Genomic DNA, 25,522 nt, shown 5'->3' with positions numbered 1-25,522 from the left:
ATCCGGACACCACGTAGAACGATACAGGGCTAGGACAGAACACTACATTCGACTGGATGGCTGTTGAGAACAGTATCGGATCGAGCAAGCCGCGACTTACGCCTGTGACCACATACCATAGTTGGTCTATGTTTGAGAACCAGTACGCGGATGGTGTTGTGAAAATTAATGAGGTAGGCACGTGGGGTGAGGGCAGCCGTGACGTGTTGGCTTCGCAGTGATGTCATTGTATAATGTTATCATAAATAGTGTAAATTATATATATAAACTGCATGGCTGGTGATAACATTGTCCACCCTCAATTCCGGTTACCTATCTGAATTTCATATTAGTCCTCAGGTTCTGAGTGCGGCAGCGCAGCTTGGTGAGTTCCGGGGAAAGCAGGAACTGTTTCAGCGACAAATTCCTCAAGTCCTCGATACACTCAGGCAGAGCGCAATCATTCAAAGCACGGAGTCATCGAACCGTATCGAGGGCATTGTCATCTCATCGAAGCGACTTGAATCCATCGTCAATAGGATGGACGCGCCGAAAAGTCGTTCTGAGGGTGAGATTGCGGGATATCGTGATGTTCTCGCGATGACTCACGAGAGCTACGAACACATCAAAATCGAACCGAATTTCATTCTGCAGTTGCATGGTTATCTCATGAAATATACAGGCGCGAATGGCGGCAGATGGAAGATGACCGACAATGCGATTGAAGAAAAGCATCCGGACGGCACCACTCGTGTTCGGTTCACACCGACTCCCGCGTGGAATACGCCTGATGCTATGAATGAATTATGTAAGTCATTCAATCGAGCGAAGGATATCGGCCAGTTCCCGATGCCGATTTTGATTGCAGGATTTGTGCTCGATTTTCTCTGCATCCATCCGTTCTCGGATGGAAATGGTCGCATGGCACGGCTGCTCACCCTTCTGCTTCTCTATCAGAGCGGATACATCGTAGGACGGTACATTAGTTTGGAGAAGGTCATCGAGGACACAAAGGTTCAGTACTATGATACGCTTGAGCGCTCTTCTCAGGGATGGCACGAATCCGAACATGATTTTGCTCCGTGGCTTGAGTATTTTCTGACCATGCTGCTCGAGTCCTATTATCGTTTTCAGGAACGAGTCGGAAACATTGAGCAGACGCAGAAGAGAGGATGGAAACAAGCAAGAATTCGTCAGGTCGTGGACGGGTTCATGGCAGATTTCACAGTGGCAGAGCTTGAGGAGATGTGTCCCGGTATCAGTCGCCCGACCATCACGAAGACACTGAATGAGTTGGGCAAGCAAGGCGTGATCGAATGTATCGAGCTCGGTCGCCATGCGAAATGGATTAAGAAAAGGTGATTGTGTGAACGATCCCGCATTTGAGGACATGAGACGCGGAGTCGCAGAAAATGTAGCACATCTTTAGTTGCTTACTAGGTAGGAAAAGGTACTACTCAAACACTCGTTCTCGTGACACTCGCTGTCACTGGTGTGCCCTACAATGACCCCAACGAGGGGTGATTCGAATGGGTATCAAGGGGAACGAGTCAGCGATTGACAGGTGGGCTAGGCGCCGCAAACAGGTGGACGTCCGCCAATGGATCTGGTACGTGCTCATCTGGCTGGGCACGGTCGCCGGTGGAGTGTGGGTTGGGTATCGGGCGGGATCGACTAGAGATGGGCTCTACGTTGGGCTGGCTCTGGTCGGTGGCTGTCTCTTGTACGCCACAGTTTTCCTGACAATTCATCTCATGTGGACCATGCGGGCCGAGACCGGCATCTGGCCGGAAGCAGAGCAGCGCATATCTCGCCTATTAAAACCGCTGTGCGAAAAAGCAGGAGTCCTGTTGCCGCGCGTGTTCATCATTCCGGAGACCGCAGTGAATGCCTGCGCGGCAGGGGTATTTCGCAGACGTCAGTACGTTGGCGTCACACAGGGTGCATTGCGACTGCTGAGCGACGAAGAGTTGAGTGCGGTGCTGGCACACGAAGTCACGCACCTGAAAAGACGGGACGCCCTGTTTGACGGCTGGTGGATCGCGCTGACTGGCGTGATCATCTGGGTTAGCACGGTGAGTGTCGTCGCTGGCATCACCATTATTGCCTCAGATTCTGCGCGACCAAAGAGGAAAAACGAGGGATCGGCTGCTGGTCTGGGATTCGTACTCGTACTTGGCGGAATTGTCTTTGGCATCGTGTCTTGGTTCATCGTTCAGGTTGTGCTCCATGCGGTGATGCGCAGAAGCGAGTACATGGCGGACAACGGCGCAGTTCTTCTAACGGGCAAGGCGAGGCCGCTCATGACGGCTTTACAAAAGATGGAGGCGCAGGACAATCCACTCTTGCAGCACTCTGCACTGTCTATGATGTTCTCAGTCAATCCACTACCGCGACAGCACTGGTGGGACCGCCTGTTCGCCACGCATCCGCGTACCTCCAAACGCCTGATGCGGCTCGAACAGTTGGGCAAAGAGCTAGGGGAGGTGTAGTGGTTAGAGCGTCAGAGTGCAGGCGGTCCCGGCATCAGGCTGTCAAAGGCGTGCGGACCGTCGGCGAAGACATGAAGATTAGTCGGGACGCCGGCCGTGATAAGGTGACGGCCGTAACTCGTCCATGAGACCGTCGAGAGCGGCATCCATGCTGGGACGGGCGCTCGTCGCCCCCGAGACCACATCGGTAAAAATCTTCTCGCACCCCGCTGTGGTCAAGGCGTCGTCAATTATTGAGAATCTGGCCAACAAAACACGCAATTCCCACACTGGACTTGGACAGTAATGAATATACTGGGATATAACGGAAGCACCCATAGTAGCGGCCCCCATTGACAACGTTATTCGTTGACGATGGTTCCCCCATTTACATGAATTACTTGTCCCGAAATGTAAGACGCATCGTCGGAAGCCAAAAACACATAGGCTGGTGCCACTTCATAAGGATAACCCACACGATTCTGCGTGACTCCGGGGGGCGTGACGAGCAATGAATGAGTTGGGAACCCGGAGTCTTCCGTGATTTGATGCCCAATTACCCCGGGAGCCACACCATTGACACGAATCCCCTGAGCCGCGAGTGATAGGGATAAGGACCGCGTAAACGCAACAATAGCACCGCTGGCGGAAGAGAGAGAAATCGAATCAGCACTGCCGGTATATGCGGTGACTGACATCGTATTGATAATGGCTCCCCCCGCGGTTATGTGTGGTAAGGCTTTTTGGGTGATAATGAACTGCGAAAAGACTAGGGTACGGAACATTTTAGCTCGTTCGTCTGATGCGATGTCTAATAAATTTGTCTTGCCTTGCGGGGCACGGGCGTTGTTCACGAGGATATTGATTTCCCCAAATCTATCGATCGTTGCATCAATCACTGCTTGCGTGTGCGGCGTTTCGTACCCAATGTCACCGGGAATAAGAAGACAACGACGTCCATAGGTCTCAATGAGATGTCGCACTTCGTCGACCTCTTCACGAGCATCGACGTACGACAAAGCAATATCTGCTCCCTCTTTCGCGAATGCCAAGGCTACCGCTTGACCGATCACGCTGTCCCCTCCAGTGATTAAGGCGATTTTGTGTTCAAGTTTTCCCGCGGGACGGTAGTGCGGATTATCGAGTGTTTCTACGTAACGGCTCTCCATATTAAAATCTCTCCTCCTCGGGATAAACGTCGTAACCCGTCATGGTGAGGGCCACATTAACACCGCATTTTTCTGATAGGCATTTCTCTAACGCTGATCGAGCAATAGGTGATGGTGCATTTCTTGATCTAACAGACCCACATCCGGGGTTCTTTTTACTAAGACAATCAAGGCACCCAACATAATGGAAACTATCAGAATCGAAAACAAACGCACCACGTCTTCTGTCGTTCCGGTGCCGCCGAAGAGCATATTAAAGGTGCCATTTACCGCATATGTGCCAGGAAGTATCCGTCGCAGCCCGAGCAAATAAGCGGATAACAGTTGCGGGGGCACAATGGCTCCACAGGAGACGATCGAGGTAATTAAGACCAAGAGATTCGCCAAGATGCCCCGAGGTCCAAACAACAGAGTGGCAATCTGCGCTACGTACATGAATGATGCCGACGCAAGCCATTCGAACGTCCAGATGGGAATAAAACCTCGCGTAAAGGGTCCTGTAGCCATGGAGACCATGAACGTGCTTACCCCAGACACAATCAGGGAAATTCCGATGATGGCGACACTACGTAAGACAAAGGGGTGCCATTTACGAATCCCAGACGGAAGTTGTAGTGCGGCCGCTTCCAGATTGGTGGCCAACGTCATGCCTCCCACAGAGAATCCGATCAAGAACATCAGGGGAATCATTTCCTGGGCGAACCCAGCAGTGGAGTGAATAGATATCCAGGATGTATGGATAGGGTGGATCCAAAAGCCCACCGGTGGCGCCACCGTTCGTATAAGATTTGCCTTGGAATGGGACTGCGATACTGTCGACATACGGCGCTGTATCTGGCTCGCCACTTGCGTATTCACAGCCTGCGTGATTCCCTGGCCGACGGAACGCATAATATCGTTCACCATCACGGGATTTGAGTTATCGAGTACAAAGGACAGCGTTGCGGGTTGATACGACCGGATATGTTGAGTCGCATTCGGCGGGATCTGGAGAATGAGTTGAACCGACCGATTCTCCAATGCCTTTTCGGCAGCCTGCATGGTCGGCAACACGGACACCTCTACCGGTGGATGGGAGCGCAACCCATCGATGATTTCTCGTCCAAGGTGCGCATCGTGGTTCACAACAGCCATCCGCATATGGTCCACACGATGTAAGACTCCACCGTAACCGGGCATAAAAACATTGACCAAAATCACTGGATAAATAATCGCGACCAATACCCCGGTCCAGATAATGGGGGAGTTACGAAATGCGTTCAACGTCACGCGCCAGGCTTTCATCGGAGGCCCTCCTTCAGTGTGGGTCGTGAATTAAGCGTGCTATCCAAGGATAAACACGTGTCGATAGTGTAGGCCTTGATATGTCACATTAGACATATGAGGGTCTGGCACTACACTATAGATTAGGGTATGATATGTCAATACTGACATAAGGGGAAATGACTATGAGCGTCTTGCGCTACGCGTTGCTGGGTTTGATCTCCAAAGAATCACGAACGGGGTATGAGCTAGTCGCCGAATTTGAGCATCCTATTGGTAATTTTTGGAATGCGCTGCATAGTCAAGTCTATCCCGAACTCAGTCAGATGCACCAGGACGATTTGATCAATTGTGTTCAAGTGAAACAAGAGGGAAAACCTGACAAAAAAGTGTACTCGCTTACTACAAAAGGATACGTTGTGTTACAGCAATGGTTGAACACCTTCGTAAAAACCCCCCGTACAATGCGAGACGAGTTCATGTTGAAGGCTTACTTTATGGGTGAAGTTTCCGCAAAGAGTGCAAGAGACCAATTTGAATCACAATTGAGAGATCATGAAGGACGATTGCAAACGCTAGAGGAATCTCTCACGGCATTCATCCAAGACCAAGAGGGGGGACCGATTCGTACCAATACGGCAGAGTTTGGGCGGTGGCTCGTGGTGTGGAAAGGCATCATGACAGAACGAACCTATGTGGAGTGGTGCCGGCAGGCTCTTCACTGGCTTGAAGTGGGGGAAGTTCGGCCACAAATGTTTCGATAATCGTTACTGTGACCGCCTCTCAGGGATGACTCGTCTAAGAATGCGGGTATCTCATGGAGCCCCTATTCCGGTTTTAGGTTCCAATGCTACAAAAACCCCCTATACAATGCATATCCAACGGGGGAGGACCACAACCAGTACGCAGGACGCACATTCCAAAAGGGGCCAGCAATGATCTGCGCCCGCTTGGAATTCCGGCCTATGAGGACAAGATAGTCCAGCTGGGGGTATCTAAAATTCTCCAAGCAATTTATGAACAAGACTTTCTTGACTTCTCTTATGAGGTTTCGCCCGGCAAGAACCGTTAACATGGCGTCACAATATATTGCCGACGGTAGTAAACCATTGTATGGGAACTGCCTTCACAAGAGCACCTCCCGCTGAGAGTCTTCGGCAAGCACTCCAATTGGAGGAGTACTCGGGAATGTGGCCGGGAACTTGTCTTGTTTTCTTGGATTGTGCCAAGTTGCGAATATGCACAGACGTTACGGACTCTTACGAGAGATCAGAGTGCCCAGTCCCACTGAATAGTAAGCTAGGCACTTGGCTCTATACGGCATAGAACTGAGCAAGGTTATTCCTCTGCTAAAAGACTTGTGTTGACTGCCGTCATCGTTGTAATTTCCGTTTTTGTGAATCCGTTTTGGATTAGATTGGTCACAAACATCACAAGACCCTCATCGGGATAGGGGTTATTGACCTGTCCGAGATCAGACGAAAGAACGCAGTTCTCCGGCCCTAAAAAACGGATCTGTTCGTAAATGTTCTCCCAAGTTGTTCCGTATCCGGGTGTGATACACCCGTAGCATTCGTCCATCATTGCCCCGAGTTCTACTAGCTGTTTCTGCTCCTCCTTGCTCAGTGCAATGGACGAGAACGTAGGGTGAGTAACGAGGATTTTTGTAATCTTATGCTCACGGGCCGATTTAACCAATTCAAAAATTTCCACTTTGCTGAGGTGACCAGTAGATAAAACCATGTTGTTTTCGGCGATCAAGTCGAGGACCTCATGGGTTTTCGGACTAATCACGCCTTCCTCCAGTACCGACAAACCTGCTTGTGCCTTGCCTTGTTCCTTCCGCTCAAGTTGTACCTTAGCCCAAGGTGGCAATTCCTCATAGCCGGTGTTATTGAACAGGTATTGGATCTCGTTTTCTGAGTCAAACGTTGGCATCCAGACAAGTTTTGCACCATCACGTGCTGCCATTTCAACAGCAGCCGGGTTGATGCCGCCGACTGCATTATTTAGCACCACAGCGCCTAAAGGATGTACGTCCGGGTATAGCTTATGGACCAGTCTCGCCCGTTCTGCGGTACAGAAGTAATGAGATTTGATGCCAAAACCCTTGATGCCCAACTTACGTGCACGCTCGGCATATTCCAGATCGTCTAGTTTCCGAGGGCTTACGTCTGGGCCTGGGTGAACATGCAGATCATACGTACCTTCTAATAGTTCCTCATACATGACTGTTTCCTCCCTTGTCGTCTAGTCGTTGATGGTGGGGTAATCGTTCGCATTCAGTACCCAGCCTTCTTGTTGCGAAAAATCGATTCGGGGTGGACAAAATATATCAACCAGTTGGTTGATGCCGCTGTTGACCGCTTGAGATGTATGAATGGCGAATGGGGGAATGACCGTTACCGATGGCGTTCCGCAGGTTTCGTGCTCATCGGGGCGCCATTTCCTCGAATCAATCGTCCAAGGGTATCTCAAGTGATGGACGTAATCTCCTTGGAGCACAAGAGAGCACTGTTCAAAATCATCGTGTGAGTGAGGAGACATTTTTGCGGGGTCACGTGGACCGCTCGGATCCAGGAAATTGACCATAAAGGTAGAACATCTCCAAATACGTCCAAAACGTCCTTCTTGTGGCGGCACGTCTAGGCTGTAAGCACGGATTTTGAACCCTTTAGGGGATTCGGGCCAAGCTTCGAATCGGGCTACATTTGGGTGCGGGTCCTGATAGGATGCTTGATTGATTGATAGAGATAATAGATCTTCATTTTTGTTGGTAAACAGGCGGACCACTGTTCCGCTTTCTTCCATGTGAATTCCACTGTCGCCTGGCGGAACGACGACGATATGGCCGCCAGTGATTGAGATTTCCTCCTCTGCATTGTAGATGGACGCCTTGGTTGTCTTGTCGGGCAACAACGCGACATACTCGTCGACTTGCCCCTTACGGACAAGCGTATCACCGGCAACTGCTTCGGAAAAAGACATGACAAAGTTTTGCGATCGGGCCCACCAAGTCCGTGTCCCTCGAACGTTTTCGTCCGGGACTTGCTCGTAGAACTTCACATATTCCGCGGCGGCAAAGCTTGTAGGCGCTCCTTTGGAGGACGGAGAATGATTGGTGAGGCTCACACGTGGATCGCTCTTGTCGTACATCTGTACCCCTCCACTTGGTAGTTATATTGGCCCGGAATTTTAACGACCATGTAGTTCTGACACTAATGATTTTGATTGTTTTACAAGCATCCCAATGTCTCCACCCACAGCAATAAATCGGTAGTCGGCATCGATATACATTTTTGCCTGCTCTGGGGTACCAGCGAACGCCCCCATAAACGTTCCCGTTCTTCTGGCTGCCATCTCCACCTTACGGATGTGTTCCTGGACGTTGTCATCCATGAAATTGCCAGGAACCCCATAGTCAATGCTGAGATCTTGAGGACCAATGAAGGCAACGTCTAGGCCGTCCATCATCGAGTCGCATGGCGATTCCATCGCGCGGGTTTCGAACTGGCCCACGGTTAAGACTCTGGTATTTTCGGATTCTAAATATGCATTGTTAGATACGCTTCCGTACTGGGCCGCCACGTTTGCATTGCCGAACGATCGTCCTCCGTTCGGGGGAAAATGCGTGATTTTGTACATGTGTCTTGTATCGTCCGACGTTTGAAGTCTCGGCATTTGAATGCCGGTAGCTCCTGCTTCAAGCAGACGATTGACGACGCCTTGTGACGGGTCAGGCAAGCGGACGACGACTGGTAGAGAGACTGATACACACTCTCGAATGACCGCCCTAGCTTCAACTTCGGAGGTTTGACTGTGTTCCATATCGCAGATGACGAAGTCGAATCCTGCTAAGGCTAGGATGTGTACGACCTCTGGACGGGGCAGCTTCAGAAAGGTGCCGAAACAAGGTCGCGAAGCAAGCTTTTCTTTAAGGCTTAATCCTGCCATCATGAACCCTCCAATCCGTTGGCGTGAGAAGACAGCGCTTTCGCCAACTAGTGTAAAGTATATAAACACCCCAATGAATTTTGCAATAAGAAAAAACTGATTTCACATTGTGAAATCAGTTTTTGGTGGGAGGGGACAGGGACTTAGGAGAAAAGTAGATCGGACGATTGCATAGTGGACGATATATGTGCGGACGCCTGTTGGAGTTTTGCGAGTAGCTCTGGTCCGCGTGACTCGGTGTAGCGTGCAGATGGAATGGCAATCCCCAGGCAGCCGACAACACGGTTGGATACGAAAATGGGCACGGCCATTGCGTAAATCCCAGGGTCGACCTCTTGGTTGCTCGTGTCGTAACCGTCTTGGCGGATTTGGGACAATCGCTCGAGGTAAACTTCTAGGTTCGCGATGGTGTGCTCCGTATAGGAGGAAATTTTGGTTTGACGAATCACCGAGTTGCGCTCCTGCGCTGGCAGAAATGCAATGATGGCACGTGAGAACGCACCAGCGTAGATGGACATTCGTTGTCCGATGGAGAATGACGTCCGCAAGGGGGACGAACTTTCCATGCGGTACGTACACACTACATCTGGAGCTTCAAATTGGCACAGCGCCACCGTTTCATTCAAATCCATGGAGAGTTGTGAAACAGGTCCTTTCGCGATCTCGGTTAGCTTGTCCTGCTCCATGAAGAGGTGAACAAATCGTAGTATTTTGGCGGACAATGAGACCTGTCCGTCATGGAATCGTAGTATTCCGGCGTCATTCAAGACTTTTACGTAGCGATATGCCGTAATGGGTGAAATGTCCAGTTCTGAAGAAATTTCTTCAAGGTTTATCGTACGCCGTTCCTGTGTGAACATGTCCAAAATGAGTAAGCCTCGACTGAATGACTGTGACAATCCAATACCTCATTTCACATTCTGAAATTTTAAAAGTCCTATTGTGAAACAATTCTGCTTCGTATAGTATCAAATACACAGAAATTCTACCCGTACAGACTGGCGTTCAATCCTAAATGTGAGAGGGGGCCATAGTAAAAGACGAGTCAACTTCTGGGATTATATCAAAACCGGAACCTTACGGAAAACTTATTGACCCTTGTGTATGCGCATACAGAATCGCGATCATCCATGAAATGTTAAGTTGGCGGACGTTGGTTGTAAGTTTCTAAATTTACAGTGAATAGAGGGGAAGCATTGTGTCATTGGTATACGAGCGCACGTCGGAGGTTCCGACGGAAGTCGGTCGTCAGGCTCTTATTGCCGCGTTTCTGGCCTTTTTTGTCGATATGTTTGACGTTTTTCTTCCCGTTGTTGCGCTTGCCCCGGCTATGTCATATTTCTTACCAAAGACGGTAGCGCCCACCACAGAGACGACGATGACGTTCCTCGTTTTTGCATTTTCGCTGATTGGAAGACCGCTTGGCGCCTTCATCTTTGGTCACTACGGTGACAAAACGGGACGCAAGCGGATTACCCTTGTTGCGACCTTGGGATGTACTGTGGCCACTTTCCTCATGGCATTTCTGCCTGGATACAAAGTGTGGGGCGTTACTGGCATCATTCTCCTTGCCATATTACGGTTTGTAGACGGGATATTCCTTGGTGGCGAATATACTGGAGCGAACCCATTGGCCATGGAGTATACAGCGAAGCACAAAAGAGGTATGTACGGAGGCCTCATTAACACTGGTTACCCTGCTGCCTCAGTTGCCATGTCCATTATCACAGTGGTGCTCTTGAGTGTCATGTCATCTGCGGGTCCAAATTCCCCTTATGCCGTTTGGGGGTGGAGGATCCCGTTTGTGGCCGGCGCGGCGTTCTCTTTCGTTCTGTTCATATATTACTTACGTAAAGTCGAAGAGTCGCGGGCTTGGAAGCCGACCAAGGAGTCCGCCTACCCACTGAAGCAACTGTTTCGAGGCCAGCCCCTGCGGCGGCTGATGATTGTCTTTATTGTGATGTCCGGAATTTGGTTTCAGTCCAATGGCTTCCTGACAGCCTACCCAAGCATACTCGGAAAAATTTTGGGCGTAGGGCACGGAGTCATCACGTGGTCTCAACTTCTGTCAGGTATCGTATTACTATTCCTATTTACTCTGGTCGGCGTGATCAGCCAAAAGATTGGCAGGAACAAAGTCGTCAGTATTTTCGGTATTATCGGGGTTACAATCGCACCGTTGTTATACTATGTTCTCGTGAACGGCGGATACAAACACACGGCTGAGCTGATTGTCTTGGTACTAGTTCTGAATGCACTGATGGTGCCGATCTTCGGGCTGTTAACGTCCTGGATTACCGAGATGTTCCATACGAGCATTCGTGCCTCAGGATACGGTGTTGGCTACAGTCTGGCGATTTTGATACCGTCATTTTCATCTTTCTTCATGTTGGATCTGGCCAAGTTGATGCCATACAAGGATACCGGAATTGCTATTACTGCTTTTGGCGGTCTGCTCATTCTGATTGGTGGGATTCTAAGTCCGGATACCAGACACGTGGATTTCAACGATCAGGACGCATAGACAAAGGCGTTTCCTGATTCGATACTGACGGTGTATGCCAAGGGCCCGCGAAGACCACTCTTCTTTACGATTGGCCGGCGGGTCCTTGATTTATTTGGAGCTATGGCGGGAGGAATAAGATGAAATGAATTGTGATTTCGGTGTGGAATTATTGGGCATGAAGTTCAAAAACCCAATTTGGTTGGGAGCCAGTGACGCCACTAACAAGTGGAATATTAACCGCGCAATAGACTCAGGCGCAGGTGCAGTTGTGCTGAAGTCTGTCAGCGAGTTGCGGGATTTTCAGAAACCCGGCATTACGAGATTCCTAGTCCACGACGAAAATGGGCAGTCACGAGTCTCGGATGAATATACGTTCTTTTCTCGCGGTGGACCGCTACAGTCTGTTGATGAAATTTCGGAACAACTCCCTCACTGGATAGAGCATGCTAAACGGATGAATGTACGGGTCGTTGGTAGCGTTAATGCGGGTACATTGGAAGGTTGGGGAGATCTGTCTTTCAAGCTCCAGCAGAAAGGCGTTGACGCCCTCGAGCTGAACTTTGGGAACCCACATGCGAGACACAGCAAGAACGCGATGGGGGCAAAGATCAGTCAATCAACGGATCGCGCGGAACAGATTGTTCGGATCGTCACGCAAGCCACAAGCCTTCCGGTCATCGTAAAACTGAGTCCTCACGCACCAGACTTGATCGCATTAGCACAAGCTGTTCGCAAAGCAGGAGCGGCAGGAGTTACAATGATGCACCGCTTCCAGGGTTTGATGATTGATTTGGAGACTCAGCGTCCTGCTCTGGGCGGATACAACGGAATCGGCGGAACCTGGATGACACCCCTGTCTTTATATTGGGTATCACAAATCTATGCTCAAATCGGCGGGCCTGTCATTGGCGGCAACGGGGTCCATTCATGGCAATCGGCGGTTGAATTTATGCTAGCGGGTGCTCATTCAGTGCAACTGTCGTCGAGCGTCATGATGCATGGATACGGTAGGGTCGCCGACATCTTGAATGGCCTACAGAACTACTGTGACAAACAAGGTGTCACTAGACTGAGTGATCTTGTGGGTAAGTCCGCGCAATGCCTACGAGAAGAGGATACCGTTGAATTTCCCCCTCGGCGTGCAGCATTGACGGATGCCTCCGTCTGTTTGGCTTGCGAGGTAAAACCTTGTAGGGACTCTTGCTTTTTTGGAGCTCTGTCCCTAAAAGGAGGAGTTCCGGACATTAATGAGCAGTGCAACGGGTGCGGTTTGTGCGCTGTTCACTGCCCATTCAATGGTGCCCTGACATTCGTCGAGTGACGAAATATGATTTTGGCATAGACCAACTTTTGATCAACAAAACCACATAGCGGCGGTGAAAACGGAAGGTAGTTCATCATGGACTGTCCCCCGCTTTAGCGCTTTGGTCGACACACAATAGTACAGCATCATAACTATGGCTCGGCTGCCGACACGCCGGCTCCAAGCAGAACCTCGATGTCGCGCTTCTCATAGCACTCCTGTACCGTGTAGAGTGCCCTGCGATCGGTGCCGATGTTGATGAGCAGGGCTTTGAGCCTTGTGCCAACCGAAAGTTTATCCGCATCCTGCCTGCCAGTTCATCGACCATTTGCACCCGGCCGTACTGGTCGATGAGGCGAGACCACAGTGCTGAAGCCCCCATGACCACGGGGCGCATGTCAGTGACCAACTGGAAATCCCCAACACATAAATTCGATAAGGGAGAAATTCGACATCCGCACGTCAAACTCCTGTACAAAATTATCACCAGCGCTCAAATTCCCGCGCGGAAACTGCGTCCAACCAGTGGGGAAAGGTGGTCGATATCGGGAGACGATTGGATCCTCCGGCTGGTCGCGGTCGGCACATTAAGGCCGAGATCCGCGCGCAGACAGGTATATTGGAGCGAACCCTTCGCCGCTACCTGGCTAAATGTCGTCGGGAGGGATTCCATGGACTAAGGCCAATGCCCAAAATCCAGCATAGGCAAGAGGCAATTCCGGAGTCGCTGTAAATCAGGCGACCCTGCTACGGTGAGAGGTTCCCACGGAGTATCTCTCAAATCATCCAGGTCCTTGAGTGGGAAGGGGAACCACAAGCCTGGCCACGTTAAGCGACGCACCCTGCAGGAGTAGCTACAGAACGTGGCTACAGTTCCCGTCAGATGCGCATGTACGCTGCCACAGGCACAGTCGCTCATCGGTTTCAGTGCCATCTTAACACGACCTGCACCTTGACCGAGGAGCCGTCCCCGTCAACAGCGCAGGGATTTCTCTAGGCGTATCAGAGCAGTTCTTCTGCCTTTAATCGCGAAGGCAGCTACGAGCGACCAAGTTGCTCGCCCTTCTCATACGAGGTCACACTTCTTTGTCGCTATATGCCGAGTTTGAATCGGCCTCTCCACGATGAAACTCGTCGGGTTTTAGTTCACCCTCCCCACCCTTTAACGTAAGGCTGAACAGAAGCTTGTAGAGAATGGTGATTAGCGATTCTTGTTCTCTGGCAGAGAGCTCATTAAACATCAATCGCTGAAGTTGGAGGTAGGACTCCAAATGGTCTTCCACATAGGAGCGCCCTTTGTTCGTCAATTGGATCAGGGAACTACGACGGTCAGTACGATCCTGCCGCCGCTGCACATATCCTTCGGATTCGAGCCCGTCCACGAGTTTTGTGATATTGGTTCGTGTCACATGATTTTCCTCACTAATTTCAGACATGCGAAGTTCATAACCCGGCGTGCGATACAAGAGCAGCAGGGTGGTAAACTTTGCATGCGTCAAACCATGTGTCGACGTGTATCCATTCAGTAGAGTCGAGACCATGTTGTAGACGCGGGCCACCAAAATGGACAACTCTGTGGAGGGTTTGTGTAAGTCCGGGTGGACAACGTCGTAACTGTCGACAATGGCGTGGATTTTTGCCTGTAATTGCTCGGCCTTTTCCGCATACAGTTTTTCTCTCTGTTCGCGAATCCTCATATCCGGTTGCCCCATGCTGATTCCCCCGTCCCATTGGGCCTGTAGTCATTGTGGCGGGCCCCGGCGTGCATTGAACCCATTTTACCATGTACCTGGTTGCGGCCTCCACGCGTCTCCAATCCGACAAACAAATGCAACCTTTCTGTTTACAAGATACAGAATATTTGATACTGTTCACTCATGTATAGTAAACTGGTTGATTATAATCCGGTTTAGTGAATGGAGGTAGTGCTAGTGGTAATCGACGTACACGGTCACGTTGTCGCCCCGCCTGAGTTGTACGCCTACCAGGCTTCACTTTTGGCGAGTCGCGGTGCGCACGGGAAAGGAGGTGTCTCCGTCTCCGACGAACGGCTCATGAAAGCGGTCTGGGGCGCTCGTGCGGGAGAGCCCGCAACACACATTGAACTGTTAAACGGTGTTGGCACAGACGTTCAGTTTATTTCTCCGCGTCCGTTCCACGCCATGCACTCGATGCAGCCAGAGCGTATCGTTCACTGGTATACCGAAGCAGCAAACGATATCATAGCGCGTCTATGTAATCTCTTTCCCGGAAGGTTTCAGGGCGTTGCAGGTCTACCGCAATCAGCGGGAACAGATGTGCGCCACACGCTCCCAGAACTCGAGCGTTGTGTTAAGGAACTCGGGTTTATCGGCTGCATGATCAACCCCGACCCATATGAAGGAACGGGGACACCGCCTGGCATGGGAGAAGAGTACTGGTATCCACTATACGAGAAACTGGTTGAACTCGATGTGCCCGCACTCATTCACTCGGCGAGCTGTGTGTCGCCACGGGAAAGCTACAGCCTGCACTTCATTAACGAAGAGACTATCGCCGTGATGTCCTTGTTAAACTCTAACGTCTTCCGAGATTTCCCCAATTTGAAACTTATTATTTCACACGCAGGAGGAGCTGTTCCCTACCAAATCGGAAGGTTTATGGCAGGCCGTTACCGCAACCCGAAAGCGGAGCCATTCGAGGAAAGTATGCGCCGCCTCTACTTCGACACCTGTCTCTACACGCAGGATTCACTGGAACTACTGTTCCGTACGGTCGGCCCAGATCGGTGCCTGTTTGGAACGGAAAACCCGGGTACAGCCTCCGTGGTCAACCCGAACACAGGACAGTATATGGACAATACCCACCCCATCATTGAACGTATCGAATGGCTGAGCGAAGAAGATAAAGAAGGTATTTTCCACAGGAATGCTGAGCAGTTGTTCCGACTGGCGTAATCCGCAGGATTTCATTAGGAAAGGCGGGGTAGACCACATGGCGAAAATCGTTTTTGGCGTCGCGACGTCACACAGCCCACAGTTAAGTACTCCTGTCGACCAGTGGAACCTTCACATCGACCGCGACCACGTAAATCAAAAACTTCACTACCGTGGAACTGTTTACCAGTACGACGAGCTCTATCGGATTCGTAAAGGTGAAAACCTTGAATCCGAATGCAGCGAAGAGAAGTGGATGCACAAGTACGAGCAGTGGGAGGACCGCATGGAACAAGTGCGTGAGCAGCTGCTACAGGCGAAACCAGATGTGCTGGTGGTCATCGGGGACGACCAGCGGGAGTTGTTCCAGGACGACGGTATGCCAACGTTCTCCGTGTTTTGGGGCGAACAGGTACACTGCATTCCAGCAAAACTCCCTCACGTATCGCTCGAACCCGCTCGCTGGGCCAACTATGGGGAACAGGAGGAGTACTATCCGACGGACAGTGCCCTTGGCCGACACATCGTCGAACAGATGATGAGCGCCGGGTTTGACGTCGCACAGCTTACCCGTCAGGCAGTAGGACGGGGTATCGGGCACTCCTTCATTTTTACGAAGCATCGATTGATGAAGAACGACCTCGACGTACCGATGGTACCGATTACGATTAATACCTATTTTCCGCCTAACCAGCCAACGTCCGGTCGTTGCTTTCAATTTGGCCGGGCACTGAGGCAGGCGGTCGACCAATACCCGACTGACCTTCGGATCGCGGTTGTGGCTTCAGGGGGGTTAAGCCACTTTGTTGTCGACGAGGCGCTTGATCGGCAAGCCCTGCGGGCAATGTTAGTCAAGGACGAGATGGCGTTGACACAACTTCCGGAGGAGCACATGACGTCGGGCACATCCGAAATCAAGAACTGGATCGCGGCAGCTGGAGCGATGGAGCACTTGACGATGGAACTGGTGGACTACATCCCAGCATATCGCACTCCGGCTGGAACGGGCTGTGGAATGGGGTTTGCGGTTTGGAAGTGAAGGCTGCGGTAGAGTAAACCTGTTTGTCTGGGAAACTAGGCAATTACGAGGAGGGTTAACCCTTGTTGTCAGCCGATGATCAAGCGTTGTTGACACAGACGGGCAGGGGAAGCCCGATGGGTGAGTTATTGCGCCGCTATTGGGTGCCGGTGATGCTGTCGAGCGAACTTCCGAGCACGGATTGCTCGCCACAGCGTGTGAAGGTGCTTGGCGAGCGCCTAGTCGCATTTCGTGACAGCAGCGGCGCTGTGAGTCTTATCGACGAATTCTGTCCGCACCGTCGCGCATCTCTTTTCTTCGGCCGAAATGAGGAGTGCGGTATTCGTTGCGTGTATCACGGCTGGAAGTTCGATCGCGACGGGCAGTGCGTAGATATGCCAAACGAACCGTCAGGCAGTTCCTTTAGCTCGAAAGTGACGATTCGTGCCTATCCTTGTCACGAAATAGCCGGTGTGGTGTGGACTTACATGGGCCCGCCTGAGTTGAAGCCTGAACTGCCTGCGTTTGAGTTCTTGCAGGTACCTCAGTCGCATCGCCGCTTTAGCCAGCGCGTCCAGGAGTGCAACTACTTTCAGGCACTCGAAGGCGGGATCGACTCAAGCCATATCTCCTTTCTGCACAGAGAGGTGAGGGAGAACAGGACACAGGTCGAAACCATCAGTCACCAGTACACCGCGCCAAAGTTTGAGGTCGAGAAGACGTCATACGGACTCCTCATTGGCGCACGCCGAGAGACCGACAACCCAGCGGAGGCTTACTGGAGAGTCACGCACTACGTACTGCCGTGGTACGGAATTATCCCACCTGTGTTCAACCCGAACGCTCGCATTACACACGCGTGGGTGCCGATTGATGATGAGAATTGTATGCATTGGTCGTTTACATGGGACCCTGTGTTACCGTTCGCGCACGAGGAACTGGTAAAGGCCCACCACGTGGACTTGATTCCAGGCACTCTACGCCCTGTCCAAAACAAAGACAACGACTACCTTATCGACCGCCATCTCCAGGCAAGTGGACGCTCCTATACCGGCATCGCGAACGTTTCCACGCAGGACGCGGCTGTTCAGGAAAGCGCCGGGCCCATTGTAAACCGAACTATCGAGCGGCTAGGGACGAGCGATACGGCAATTATCGTTGCTCGGCAAGTGCTACTGAAAGCGGCAAGGGAATTGCAGCAAGGGGCCGTGCCGCCAGGGCTGACGAGCGACTCTCAGAGAGTGAGGGCAGCGAGCGTGATTTTGGCGAAGGGTGTTCCGTTCCAAGAAGGGGCCAGAGAGGAACTGCGTCTCAAGGATACGGACTACGTGACTAATGCCCCTAGCGCCTGAGGGGTATGGAAGACCCTCTCAGGTCGCACCAAAACATGATCAGATACAGGCGGTGAAGACAATGGACCCTTGGTTGGAACGTCTCCAGAACATAGACAGCTGTGCGGTCTCGGACGCCATGGATATGTTGGGGCATGATGGGTACGCGGAAGGTATCCGGCCGGTAAGCGTTCGTAAGCGGGTGTGTGGACGGGTGACGACCGTGCTTCTCGGACCCGCCGACGGCAACAAGAGCACAGCGCACCTGGGAACGCGGGCGATTGACGCATCGACTGACGAGCAGGTGATTGTCGTGGCTCATCAAGGTCGCACGGATGCGGGGGGATGGGGCGGAAACTTGAGCATTGCCGCAAAGGAGCGCGGTGTCCGTGGCGTGATCGTCGACGGAGCATGTCGGGATGTTGACGAGGCCACGGATATTGGGTTCCCCGTGTACGCTACGGCGGCTGTCGTCCGTACCGCGAGAGGCCGAGTCAGGGAGTACAACTGGAATGAGCCGGTTACGGTTGCTGGTGTCCAGGTCCGACCTGGAGACTACGTGGTGGCGGATAGCACGGGGGTCGTCTTTATTTCTCAGGATCACGTCGAACAGGTTGTCCCAACGGCTGAACAAATCGTCGTAAAGGAAGCCGCGATGGCTGAGAGGTTGCGTAGAGGGGAAGCGTCTGCAGAAGTCATGGGCGGGAACTATGAAACGATGTTGCATCAATCTGACGGGCGGAAGGACGTGCGTTGACGGATGGATGAGATGGTTCGGGCCCTGTCAGCTTATTCCACGCCTACGATTTCAGACTCGATGGATCGTCTCGGACTAGAGGGGACGTGCCTCGGGATTCGACCATTGAGACTCGACTTCCATCTATGCGGGCGAGCTTTCACTATTCAGTATGGGCCGGTCGGTTCAGAGAACGGAACAGTCGGTGACTACATCGATGACGTTGCACCCGGGGATGTAGTTGTGCTTGACAACCGGGGACACACCGATTGCACAGTGTGGGGTGATATCCTCACCATCGTCGCAAGTCAGCGCGAGCTCGGGGGTACGGTTATCGACGGTGTTTGCAGAGACTCGCCGCGTAGCTTCGAATTGAATTATCCAATTTTCAGCCGAGGTGCCTATATGCGTACGGGCAAGGATCGGGTGCAAGTGGATGGCGTGAATATTCCAGTGTCGATCGGGGGCGCCCGGGTTCGGCCGGGAGATGTACTCATCGGTGATTCGGACGGTGTAGTGGTCGTCCCGGCGGAACACGAGCAGGCGGTGCTGCAACTTGCTCGCGAGATTGAGGAAGCGGAAGAAGAGATTCGGAGTGCGGTTCGCACGGGATCACGACTCGATGACGCGAGAAAACAATTTAACTACCACAAACTCCAAAGCAAGCAGCGGGAGGGAGCGAAGTGAAGGAGGCCGCAGTGATTGACGGAATCCGGCGGTTGGACTACGCAACGGCCACTCTACACGAGGCGTCTGGCCAGCAGGGTGCACTTCCTTCCCAAATCAAGCCGTTGAATCCCACTTGGAAGTTGCTTGGTCGCGCTTTGTCAGTCGTCACGTCAGGGGGAGATAATCTTTGGTTGCACAAGGCTCTTGCCACAGCGAAACCAGGCACGATACTTGTTGTCGATACTGGTGGCGTGTTTGAACACGGCTACTGGGGAGATATCATGACGCACGCCGCGATGGCGCGTGGCTTGGCAGGTCTGGTGATTGATGGGTGTGTGCGCGACGGAGAGGTGCTGTCAGGGCTGGAATTTCCGGTATTTGCACGTGGGTTGTGTATTCGCGGTACTGCCAAGGATCCTCACGGCTCAGGGGTAATCGGGAATCCGATTTGCATCGGGGATGTACCGGTACAGAGTGGAGACTGGGTCGTCGGCGACCGTGATGGCGTGGTTGTCATACCGAATGGAAACATAGAGGCCACCTTGCAACGGGCGCATGAACGGGAACGCCACGAGATGGAAGTCCGGGAGAGACTCAAACAGGGGCACACAACCATGGATATTTACGGTTGGGCAGAACCTGATGAGGGATAAAAAGTGGACGCTTCTAGTCCGAATCGTTACGTTACAAGGAGGTGGAGTAAGCGCTGTCAGATAAGCATGCAATGGCCGTTAGATATCAGAAAATTTCGTGGTTAGGGGAACAATGTGGGGAGTTTGGGGGCCAACTTTACGTGTGATTTGTCTTGTACGATCTCGAGGAAAGAGAGTGATACCTGTGTCAATGGCACTGGATGAACAGAGGGGCACGGCACCACGCGTTCAAAAGACGGTCAGCAGATACGTCGTCTTGCTTACCGTAGTAGGCACCCTCGCGGTGTTGACAGGCGGTTTTGATCAAATCTCCCGCAACGTGTCGTTTAATACGATTCAACATACTCTCCACATCAGTTTGAACAACATGGGACTCATCACGAGCGGGAACACGTTGATGACTTGTCTCTCCCAGTTTCTCATCGGTCCAATCATTGATCGGTTCGGTCGCAAGCGCGGACTGCAAATTTTGCTCTTGGTCAGCGGCGTGTTTAGTGGATTGACCGCAATTTCGACTGGCGCTTTAACGTTTGGAATCTACAACTTTCTCGGCGGTACGGCCGTCGCCATTCCGACCGCTGCGGAGTGCCTGATAGGCGAAGACGCGCCCGCAAAGGTACGCGGACTTTTGATGGGCATTATCGTTTCTGGTTTCTCAATGGCGGCGGTGCTTGTTAGTTTTGTAAGCGCTCCAATTTTGGCCTCCGGCAACTGGCGCTTGCTCTTCCTTCTGGGTTTGGCACCGATTTTGATTGCGATTGTCGCACAGTTCTCGGTGCGTGAAACGGTCCGCTTTAGGGACCTGCAGGAAAAGCGCCGTCACGCAGCAGCCTCTAAGTCAAATGACCCAGATCTGCAAAAGCCAGGTTGGCGTCACCTGTTCACTCAGGACCTGCGTCGTCAGACAATTGTGGTCTCTCTTGCAGGGTTTTTCCTGAATTTTGCTAACGCGTTCATCCTTGTTCTCGGGGTTGAGTACTTCATCGTGTTCGACCATTTAGGTGTTGGTGCCGCTGTTCACGCCTTAGCCTTCGAGGGCATTGGCTCACTACTCGGACAGATCATCTGTGGCTGGCTAGCGGACCGCATCCCAAGTCGGCACGTCATGGTTGCGTTCCTCACATGTGGCGCTGTTGTGCTCTTCTTGTTCCACATTCATGGGGGCACAGGGCTCGTGTGGACCTTGTCTGGTCTGATTGGTCTATTCGGTGGCGGTACGGTGGGAAGCTACGCTCGGTATGTCGCGGAGTCGTTTCCAACCCGTGTACGCGGAACCGGATCCACGTTCGCGTGGGGTATCTACTCATTATCAGCGGTGCCGGCACCAGCCGTTTTCACAGCGATCATGTCCAGCGGACACCCGTCCCTAGTGCCTGTGTTTTGCGCGGTCTTGATCTTTCTTGGTGCCATCACCTTCCTGTTTGGGCGGGTGATCCAGCCAAACAAAGAGCTCGAGGAGATCGCCAGCTGACAACGAAGGCTCTTTCAGTCGGATCGGGTGCGAGGCACATCGGACACCCGATCCGCTGGCTCGTTCGGAATGAGACAGCGTAGAAGTGGAGGCAGAGACCATGGGTGGCGGAATTCACAGGACTCACATTGCGCAGTTGCGCGACAAGATAGCGTCGGGCCTGTTTCCACAATGGGTAATTACAGACCCGTCAATTTTCGAACTTGAAATGGAAACGATCTTCTCGAAGACCTGGCAGTTTCTCGGCCATGAGTCCGAGATTAACAACCCAGGAGATTACGTGACACGATGGATGGTCAACGACCCGGTGCTGTTGGTACGGTCCCAAGACGGCGAGGTACGCGCATATCTAAACTCTTGCACACATCGTGGGGCGCAGCTCTGCACTGCGGATAGAGGTAACCGCTCGACCTTTACCTGTCCTTATCACGGCTGGACGTTCCAGTCCGACGGTGCACTAATTGGTGTCACCCTTGGTAACAAAGTATACGGAGAAGAGCTGCGCCGCGAGGAGTGGGGTCTGCGTCCAATCCCACGTGTCGAGTCGTACCACGGGATGATCTTTGGAAACCTAAGTAGAGACGCGGAATCGCTCACGGAGTACCTGGGCGACATGACGTGGTACCTAGACCTCTTAGTGGGCAGGACGCCAGGAGGCGTCGAAGTCATCGGAGCACCGCACCGATGGGTGGTGGATGCGAACTGGAAAGTGACCTATGAAAACTTTGCTGGGGATCCATACCACGTCGTCACAACGCACTCGTCGACGGTGGAAGTCGGCATCAGCCCACGTGCCGCTGAATTACCTCCGCGTATTGGCTACCATGTGGCCCTAGAACGGGGCCACGCGATGAACCTCAGCGTGTTTCGAGACACGCCGGAGCACCCCTATCAAGGCATGCCGTCCGAGCTTTGGTCGTTATTCGGGGAAAAGCTGAATGACATCCAATTGGACCTGCTCAGGCGTTCGTCCATTTTTACCGGCGGGATCTATCCGACTTTGTCTTTCGACAGTGCGCCCCACGGATACGAAGGTGACTTCCGTAACTTTCTCAACTTCCGTGTCTGGCGCCCACTCGGTCCTGATAAGGTCGAGATTTGGAGTTGGTTCATGGTCGAAAAAGAGGCATCAGACACCTATAAGGAGGAGTCATATCAGGCATATATCAGTTCATTTGGCCCATCCGGAACGCTGGAGCAGGACGATACAGAGAACTGGGCACGGGTAGTGCAGGCGAGCCGCGGATGGATGGCGAGAGACAAGGACCTCAGTTACAACAACGTGTACAACTACCTCATGGGCTTCGGCAGAATTGAACCAGACCCGTTATTCCCAGGACCAGGTACTGCCTACGTAGGATTCAACGACAATACCTCGCGTTTGATTCAACAGGTTTGGTTGGACTACATCTCATCGGTCGTGGAGGAGGTAAATCAGTGAACTGGGAGATTGTTCTAGAGATCACGGACTTCCTCTATTACGAAGCGGAACTGCTCGACAGTCAGCAGTATGATAAGTGGCTGAACCTGCTTAGCGATGACATGCACTACGCGATGCCAGTTCGTATGACCGTGGAGCGTAAGGACGGAGAACCCTTTGCATCCGGAATGAGTTACTATGCGGAGACAAAAGCTACCTTGACATCACGCGTGCACCGCCTGTACACCAAGACGGCCTGGGTGGAGGATCCCCCTCCACGACAGCGCCACTTGATCAGCAATGTCCGAGTTGCACCTTTGGGTGGTGACGAGTTTGAGGTACAAAGTAGCTTCCTCTTTTGCCGGACGCGTGCTTCCGAAATCACTATTGAACAGTTGACCGGCATGCGATCGGACCTTGTCCGTAGGGTGGAGGGACACTGGAAAATTGCCGCGCGCAGAGTGTACTGTGATCAAACCGTTCTAGCGGTTAAGAACCTGAGTATGTTCCTATAAATAATACTGGAGGAGGGAGGCCAATTGCCAATAGGTCCGGTGGAAATCAAGAGGACGGTGCCACCTGGGTATTTGGTCGGCAAGACGGTTGCCATCCTTGGGTATTCGTCCGAAGCACTTGACCAAGCGAAGGCACTACGCAATCATGGTGTTCGAGTGGTGGTGTCTGTCCGGGAAGGCTGCCCTACGAGGGTATGGGAGGATGCAGGATTCCAGACTATATCCTTGTGGGAAGCAGTTGAAATCTCTGATGTATTTCAGGTCTGGTAGTCTACTGTGCTGATTCCAGGGCAACGCATGGAGGTTATGGTTTGAAAATACCCTCAGTAGACACCAAGTTGGCCCGTGTTCCATTGGGGATTTGTGGTTGTAATTGGGTTCTGCCGAGGTAGGGCTAATGGAACAGCACCGGCTTACGCGGTTCGTCCTTGTGGGGAAGAAAAGAAATAAGGTTACGGAGATTATGTACCGTCTATTCTTTACGGGCCCGCAGCACCCTCAACCTTCGCACATGTTTGCGTCACCTCTCCGAACGGTTTGCATAAAATTGTTTGTTCGCGTCGATGGAATGCGCACGAGAAATGTCGGAAGTTGTTGATAAAACCATCCAATATGGTAGAATTAACCCGCGCAAAGCACACAAAAGATAGACAAAGGGTACCGATGGAACGCCGTATGCGGTGAAAGCCGCACGTGCGGTGTAGACCGGTCGAAATCCTGAGGGTAGACGGGCAACCCGCACTCGCAAGGATAGACGCGGAATGGAACTCAACAAGCACCGGTTCATGCAGTGGAGGGGGTATACCAGATTTCTCTCACGTGGGCGGCACCCACAGGGGTAGCACCGTCTTCGTATGCAGTGTACTGGGAAGACACCAGCGTGGCGTCACCTACTTGGAGTCAAATTGCAACCACGACTACGCCGAGCTATGTCTACAACAGTAGCCTCATTCCGGGTGACTCGTACCAGTTTAAGATTCAGCCTATTCTGGGCGGTGGTACTACAGATCCTATGGAGCTCAGTAACATTGTCGATTATGGTATTACGGCAACCATTTCTTCACAAAGTGCCAACTCGGTTGTCCTCCAGTTGACAAAACCGTTATACGATGGGAAGACGCTGGTCCCTAATGGAACGGATCTGTTTACTCTTGGAAACGGAGATCCGTGGTTTGGATATGGTAGTTCTTCACCGACTCCAGTCACAAACCTACACGCGATTTACAACGCGACGAACGAGACCATTACAGTGTCTTGGACAGGCACCCCAGCTAACGGAGATACCTTTGGGCCGGACACGCGGTGGAGTCAGTTGGTTGATGCAGAAGGCAATGAATTTGATGCAAACTTCCAGTATGATTCGACCACAGGCCAGTGGACACGGATGTATGCGTAACTATCGTCCGAACCGAGGGTGTGCTTGACGAAGTTGGGTAAGTAAAGAATGGAGTCCCTTCGGGGGCTCCTTTCTCCTTAGTGTGAGTTGAGTTGGATTGTAGACGAGACTGGTAGCTGCGAAGGCTCATGGACCATCTTCGCACATTGCCAGACGGCAGGCCGATTCCTCCACATGACGTAGTACCTCACTCGCAGCTTATTCGTTCACTTCACGCCAGTTCATGCCGACAAGGTGAGGCAACTGCGCCAACGCAGACTGGGGCAGTGGAATCGGCAAAGACTCGAGCGGCGTACATCTTCATGGTCTTCATCTGCGTTGCTTCGGCTGAAATAGCAGAGAACAGGGAGTTCTGGCGTGAGGAGTGGGGCTGGAAAAAGTTGAGTATGTAAGCACAAGAAAGTACCCGTCAATAGGACAGGCAGAGCGCAATCCTAGCGTGCAGTGAGTCGTGGGATGCTTGTCGGACAAGCTCTAAGAAGCTTATTCAATGCGAATGTTTTTTGCTTCTCTATTCATCAGTCCTTTACACATTGGGCAATTTGGTTCGGCCATATGAACGAATTCTTGTCTTGACCAACAATTGCATTCTGAACACTGCCAAATAACAACGTTCGCATAGACGTGTTCAGAAGCGGGCTTTTTTCGATTGTTGAAGTAGCTCATTGATATGCCTCCTTTCCTATAAATGGGCGAACGATTAAGTAATACCAAAAGGGACTGCCCGTAAGGTATGTAAGCAACACCTTACGG

24 protein-coding genes and 1 pseudogene are annotated in these 25,522 nt (G+C 52.1%); 16 read left to right on the top strand and 9 right to left on the bottom strand.

Annotation, left to right across the window (positions count from 1 at the left end; all coding sequences use genetic code 11):
• Positions 1–288 precede the first annotated feature (288 nt).
• Together JC200_RS03240 and JC200_RS03235 are read left to right on the top strand one after the other, a co-directional pair.
• Positions 289–1,341, top strand: a complete 1,053-nt coding sequence (locus JC200_RS03240; RefSeq protein WP_274434752.1) for a Fic family protein — start codon at positions 289–291, stop codon at positions 1,339–1,341.
• Between the two features lie 167 nt (positions 1,342–1,508).
• Complete coding sequence (locus JC200_RS03235) at positions 1,509–2,471, top strand: M48 family metalloprotease (protein ID WP_274434751.1); 963 nt, start codon at positions 1,509–1,511, stop codon at positions 2,469–2,471.
• A gap of 341 nt (positions 2,472–2,812) precedes the next feature.
• Here the strand turns inward: JC200_RS03235 and JC200_RS03230 are convergent, their stop codons facing one another.
• Complete coding sequence (locus tag JC200_RS03230) at positions 2,813–3,643, bottom strand: SDR family oxidoreductase (RefSeq protein ID WP_443111895.1); 831 nt, start codon at positions 3,641–3,643, stop codon at positions 2,813–2,815.
• A gap of 63 nt (positions 3,644–3,706) precedes the next feature.
• Positions 3,707–4,903, bottom strand: coding sequence for a YhgE/Pip domain-containing protein (locus tag JC200_RS03225; protein ID WP_274434749.1), 1,197 nt, complete (start codon positions 4,901–4,903; stop codon positions 3,707–3,709).
• 164 nt (positions 4,904–5,067) lie between these two features.
• On the opposite strand from JC200_RS03225, the gene JC200_RS03220 reads away from it, so the two are divergent.
• A complete protein-coding gene (locus JC200_RS03220; RefSeq protein ID WP_274434748.1) occupies positions 5,068–5,646 on the top strand; it encodes a PadR family transcriptional regulator in 579 nt (192 codons plus the stop codon).
• Between the two features lie 574 nt (positions 5,647–6,220).
• Here JC200_RS03220 and JC200_RS03215 read toward each other — a convergent pair.
• The 4 genes from JC200_RS03215 to JC200_RS03200 all read right to left on the bottom strand — a co-directional run bounded on the left by JC200_RS03215 (position 6,221) and on the right by JC200_RS03200 (position 9,735).
• On the bottom strand, positions 6,221–7,111 hold the full coding sequence (locus JC200_RS03215) for a DUF6282 family protein (RefSeq protein ID WP_274434747.1): 891 nt from the start codon (positions 7,109–7,111) through the stop codon (positions 6,221–6,223).
• Positions 7,112–7,132: 21 nt separating this feature from the next.
• Positions 7,133–8,038, bottom strand: coding sequence for a cupin domain-containing protein (locus JC200_RS03210; protein ID WP_274434746.1), 906 nt, complete (start codon positions 8,036–8,038; stop codon positions 7,133–7,135).
• 39 nt (positions 8,039–8,077) lie between these two features.
• The gene (locus tag JC200_RS03205; RefSeq protein ID WP_274434745.1) at positions 8,078–8,836 is read right to left on the bottom strand and encodes an HpcH/HpaI aldolase family protein; all 759 of its coding nucleotides are present in this window, start codon (positions 8,834–8,836) and stop codon (positions 8,078–8,080) included.
• Positions 8,837–8,979: 143 nt separating this feature from the next.
• Positions 8,980–9,735, bottom strand: coding sequence for an IclR family transcriptional regulator (locus JC200_RS03200; RefSeq protein ID WP_274434744.1), 756 nt, complete (start codon positions 9,733–9,735; stop codon positions 8,980–8,982).
• A gap of 299 nt (positions 9,736–10,034) precedes the next feature.
• Here JC200_RS03200 and JC200_RS03195 point away from each other — a divergent pair, with 299 nt between their 5' ends.
• Positions 10,035–11,360, top strand: a complete 1,326-nt coding sequence (locus JC200_RS03195; RefSeq protein ID WP_274434743.1) for an MFS transporter — start codon at positions 10,035–10,037, stop codon at positions 11,358–11,360.
• A 124-nt stretch (positions 11,361–11,484) separates the two neighbouring features.
• Positions 11,485–12,663: a tRNA-dihydrouridine synthase gene (locus tag JC200_RS03190; protein WP_274434742.1), complete on the top strand. Its 1,179-nt coding sequence runs from the start codon at positions 11,485–11,487 to the stop codon at positions 12,661–12,663.
• Between the two features lie 134 nt (positions 12,664–12,797).
• Here the strand turns inward: JC200_RS03190 and JC200_RS24305 are convergent.
• Both JC200_RS24305 and JC200_RS03185 read right to left on the bottom strand, forming a co-directional pair.
• Positions 12,798–12,941: pseudogene (locus tag JC200_RS24305) on the bottom strand (hypothetical protein); the annotation flags it as partial.
• Positions 12,942–13,721: 780 nt separating this feature from the next.
• Positions 13,722–14,357, bottom strand: coding sequence for a MarR family winged helix-turn-helix transcriptional regulator (locus tag JC200_RS03185; protein ID WP_274434741.1), 636 nt, complete (start codon positions 14,355–14,357; stop codon positions 13,722–13,724).
• A gap of 219 nt (positions 14,358–14,576) precedes the next feature.
• Here JC200_RS03185 and JC200_RS03180 point away from each other — a divergent pair, with 219 nt between their 5' ends.
• The 11 genes from JC200_RS03180 (at position 14,577) to JC200_RS03130 (ending at position 24,769) form a co-directional block, all read left to right on the top strand.
• Positions 14,577–15,581, top strand: coding sequence for an amidohydrolase family protein (locus JC200_RS03180; protein ID WP_274434740.1), 1,005 nt, complete (start codon positions 14,577–14,579; stop codon positions 15,579–15,581).
• A 37-nt stretch (positions 15,582–15,618) separates the two neighbouring features.
• A complete protein-coding gene (locus JC200_RS03175) occupies positions 15,619–16,599 on the top strand; it encodes a DODA-type extradiol aromatic ring-opening family dioxygenase (protein ID WP_274434739.1) in 981 nt (326 codons plus the stop codon).
• Between the two features lie 62 nt (positions 16,600–16,661).
• Positions 16,662–17,930 (top strand): Rieske 2Fe-2S domain-containing protein, encoded by a 1,269-nt coding sequence (locus JC200_RS03170; protein WP_274434738.1) that lies wholly within the window; start codon positions 16,662–16,664, stop codon positions 17,928–17,930.
• 61 nt (positions 17,931–17,991) lie between these two features.
• Positions 17,992–18,666 (top strand): RraA family protein, encoded by a 675-nt coding sequence (locus JC200_RS03165; protein WP_274434737.1) that lies wholly within the window; start codon positions 17,992–17,994, stop codon positions 18,664–18,666.
• Between the two features lie 3 nt (positions 18,667–18,669).
• Positions 18,670–19,332: an RraA family protein gene (locus JC200_RS03160; RefSeq protein ID WP_274434736.1), complete on the top strand. Its 663-nt coding sequence runs from the start codon at positions 18,670–18,672 to the stop codon at positions 19,330–19,332.
• Positions 19,329–19,967, top strand: coding sequence for an RraA family protein (locus JC200_RS03155; RefSeq protein WP_274434735.1), 639 nt, complete (start codon positions 19,329–19,331; stop codon positions 19,965–19,967). Before JC200_RS03160 ends, JC200_RS03155 begins: the two co-directional genes overlap by 4 nt.
• A 190-nt stretch (positions 19,968–20,157) precedes the next feature.
• The gene (locus tag JC200_RS03150; RefSeq protein WP_274436455.1) at positions 20,158–21,438 is read left to right on the top strand and encodes an MFS transporter; all 1,281 of its coding nucleotides are present in this window, start codon (positions 20,158–20,160) and stop codon (positions 21,436–21,438) included.
• A gap of 100 nt (positions 21,439–21,538) precedes the next feature.
• Complete coding sequence (locus JC200_RS03145; RefSeq protein WP_274434734.1) at positions 21,539–22,879, top strand: aromatic ring-hydroxylating oxygenase subunit alpha; 1,341 nt, start codon at positions 21,539–21,541, stop codon at positions 22,877–22,879.
• Positions 22,876–23,373, top strand: a complete 498-nt coding sequence (locus JC200_RS03140) for an aromatic-ring-hydroxylating dioxygenase subunit beta (protein ID WP_274434733.1) — start codon at positions 22,876–22,878, stop codon at positions 23,371–23,373. Before JC200_RS03145 ends, JC200_RS03140 begins: the two co-directional genes overlap by 4 nt.
• A 24-nt stretch (positions 23,374–23,397) precedes the next feature.
• Positions 23,398–23,643, top strand: coding sequence for a hypothetical protein (locus JC200_RS03135; protein ID WP_274434732.1), 246 nt, complete (start codon positions 23,398–23,400; stop codon positions 23,641–23,643).
• 610 nt (positions 23,644–24,253) lie between these two features.
• Positions 24,254–24,769: a hypothetical protein gene (locus JC200_RS03130; protein WP_274434731.1), complete on the top strand. Its 516-nt coding sequence runs from the start codon at positions 24,254–24,256 to the stop codon at positions 24,767–24,769.
• A gap of 483 nt (positions 24,770–25,252) precedes the next feature.
• On the opposite strand, the gene JC200_RS03125 is transcribed toward JC200_RS03130, so the two are convergent.
• The gene (locus tag JC200_RS03125) at positions 25,253–25,435 is read right to left on the bottom strand and encodes a cold-inducible protein YdjO-related protein (RefSeq protein WP_274434730.1); all 183 of its coding nucleotides are present in this window, start codon (positions 25,433–25,435) and stop codon (positions 25,253–25,255) included.
• Positions 25,436–25,522: the final 87 nt, after the last annotated feature.

The sequence above is a fragment of the Alicyclobacillus sp. ALC3 genome (assembly GCF_028751195.1).
GTDB lineage: Bacteria > Bacillota > Bacilli > Alicyclobacillales > Alicyclobacillaceae > Alicyclobacillus_L.
The sequence above is the reverse complement of the archived record's forward strand: the minus strand, read 5'-3'. Positions and strand labels throughout refer to the sequence as shown.

Excerpts from the sequence above, each read along its gene's own strand:
- JC200_RS03210 (WP_274434746.1), bottom strand. The coding sequence starts at position 8,038 with ATGTACGACAAGAGCGATCCACGTGTGAGCCTCACCAATCATTCTCCG.
- JC200_RS03225 (WP_274434749.1), bottom strand. The coding sequence starts at position 4,903 with ATGAAAGCCTGGCGCGTGACGTTGAACGCATTTCGTAACTCCCCCATT.
- JC200_RS03150 (WP_274436455.1), top strand. The coding sequence starts at position 20,158 with ATGGCACTGGATGAACAGAGGGGCACGGCACCACGCGTTCAAAAGACG.
- JC200_RS03215 (WP_274434747.1), bottom strand. The coding sequence starts at position 7,111 with ATGTATGAGGAACTATTAGAAGGTACGTATGATCTGCATGTTCACCCA.
- JC200_RS03185 (WP_274434741.1), bottom strand. The coding sequence starts at position 14,357 with ATGGGGCAACCGGATATGAGGATTCGCGAACAGAGAGAAAAACTGTAT.
- JC200_RS03175 (WP_274434739.1), top strand. The coding sequence starts at position 15,619 with ATGGCGAAAATCGTTTTTGGCGTCGCGACGTCACACAGCCCACAGTTA.
- JC200_RS03220 (WP_274434748.1), top strand. The coding sequence starts at position 5,068 with ATGAGCGTCTTGCGCTACGCGTTGCTGGGTTTGATCTCCAAAGAATCA.
- JC200_RS03235 (WP_274434751.1), top strand. The coding sequence starts at position 1,509 with ATGGGTATCAAGGGGAACGAGTCAGCGATTGACAGGTGGGCTAGGCGC.
- JC200_RS03125 (WP_274434730.1), bottom strand. The coding sequence starts at position 25,435 with ATGAGCTACTTCAACAATCGAAAAAAGCCCGCTTCTGAACACGTCTAT.
- JC200_RS03165 (WP_274434737.1), top strand. The coding sequence starts at position 17,992 with ATGGACCCTTGGTTGGAACGTCTCCAGAACATAGACAGCTGTGCGGTC.
- JC200_RS03145 (WP_274434734.1), top strand. The coding sequence starts at position 21,539 with ATGGGTGGCGGAATTCACAGGACTCACATTGCGCAGTTGCGCGACAAG.
- JC200_RS03205 (WP_274434745.1), bottom strand. The coding sequence starts at position 8,836 with ATGGCAGGATTAAGCCTTAAAGAAAAGCTTGCTTCGCGACCTTGTTTC.
- JC200_RS03160 (WP_274434736.1), top strand. The coding sequence starts at position 18,670 with ATGGATGAGATGGTTCGGGCCCTGTCAGCTTATTCCACGCCTACGATT.
- JC200_RS03190 (WP_274434742.1), top strand. The coding sequence starts at position 11,485 with ATGAATTGTGATTTCGGTGTGGAATTATTGGGCATGAAGTTCAAAAAC.